1 protein-coding gene is annotated in these 1,389 nt (G+C 37.8%); it reads left to right on the top strand.

The annotated features are described in order from the left end of the window. Nucleotides 1-25 precede the first annotated feature (25 nt). A protein-coding gene (locus AAHB15_RS29855; RefSeq protein WP_335574384.1) for an IS3 family transposase occupies nucleotides 26-1,374 on the top strand; the annotation gives its coding sequence in 2 pieces (ribosomal slippage) (nucleotides 26-470 and nucleotides 470-1,374; 1,350 coding nt in all). Nucleotides 1,375-1,389: the final 15 nt, after the last annotated feature.

Raw genomic sequence — 1,389 nt, 5'->3', positions numbered from 1 at the left:
TAACAATGGAGGTGCAGTTTTTTATATGGCTAAATTTACATTCGAGGACAAGTTATGGGCAGTAAAGGAATATGAAAAAGGAGGATTGTCTTTTAGGGATATTGCTAAAATGTTAGGTACTGTCCATAAAACAATACAAACGTGGGTTAACCTTTATCTGGAACACGGAGAGGATTCCTTAAGAAAAAGTTATACAAACTACTCCGCAGAGTTTAAAATGGAGGTACTCAAATATATGGACGATAATTGGGCATCTCTTAATGAGGCAGCGGCGAAGTTTAATATTCCTGATTCTTCCATCATCAATACTTGGAGGAGAGCTGTTGAAATAGAAGGAGTGGAAGCCCTATTTCCAAAGAAGAAGGGGCGACCTCCCATGACAAAAGAAAGAAAAAAGAAAGATCAAACCAATCAAACAAATGAATCCCTTATCCAAGAAATCGAACGTTTACGGATGGAGAACGCCTATCTAAAAAAGTTGAATGCCTTAGTTCGGGAAAAGGAAAAATTACAACATCACTCAAAGCACAAGTAATTTTTGAACTAAGGAATGAATATAAAGTCGCTAAGCTGATCGAGATTGCAGGTATCAAAAGAAGTACGTATTATTATTGGACAAAACACATGGACCGCCCTGATAAATATGCAAAAGTGAAAGAAGCAATACAAGAAATATATCACCAACATAAAGGTCGTTATGGACACCGTAACATAAAAAAAGAGCTTGATAAGAAAGGTTTGATTCTTGACCCCAAGACTGTTCTCAAGCTAATGAACCAGATGGGGATCAAGTGCCAGGTTCGTTTGAAGAGATATAAGTCCTATCGCGGAAATGTAGGGAAAGTTGCGCCTAACATTCTAAATCGAGATTTCCAAGCCAACAAGCCTAATCAGAAATGGGTAACAGATGTAACAGAATTCAGCCTTTTCGGGCAGAAACTCTATCTATCTCCTATTCTTGATTTGTTCAATAGTGAGGTCATCTCGTATACAGTTAAGTCTCGCCCCTCTTTTGATTTAGTAGGCAACATGCTTGAACAAGCTTTAGAGGTTTTAAATCCAGAGGATAAGTTGATTCTCCACTCAGATCAAGGATGGCATTACCAGATGGCAAAGTACCAGAAAACTCTAAAAGACCGGAATATTACGCAAAGCATGTCCCGAAAGGGAAATTGTCTAGATAATGCCGTTATCGAGAACTTCTTTGGCATCCTTAAGACTGAGCTCCTCTATCTCCAGGATTTTGAAAGTATTGACCATTTTATACAGGAATTACACGATTATATTTACTATTACAACAATATTCGTATGAAGCAAAAGTTAAAAGACCTGAGTCCAGTAGAATACCGATCTCAGGTCCAACAGGTTGCTTAACAATATATGTCTAAC

The organism is Bacillus sp. OTU2372, assembly GCF_038440275.1.
Lineage (GTDB): Bacteria > Bacillota > Bacilli > Bacillales > Cytobacillaceae > Neobacillus > Neobacillus bataviensis_B.
This window is presented reverse-complemented; position numbering and strand designations above follow the sequence as displayed.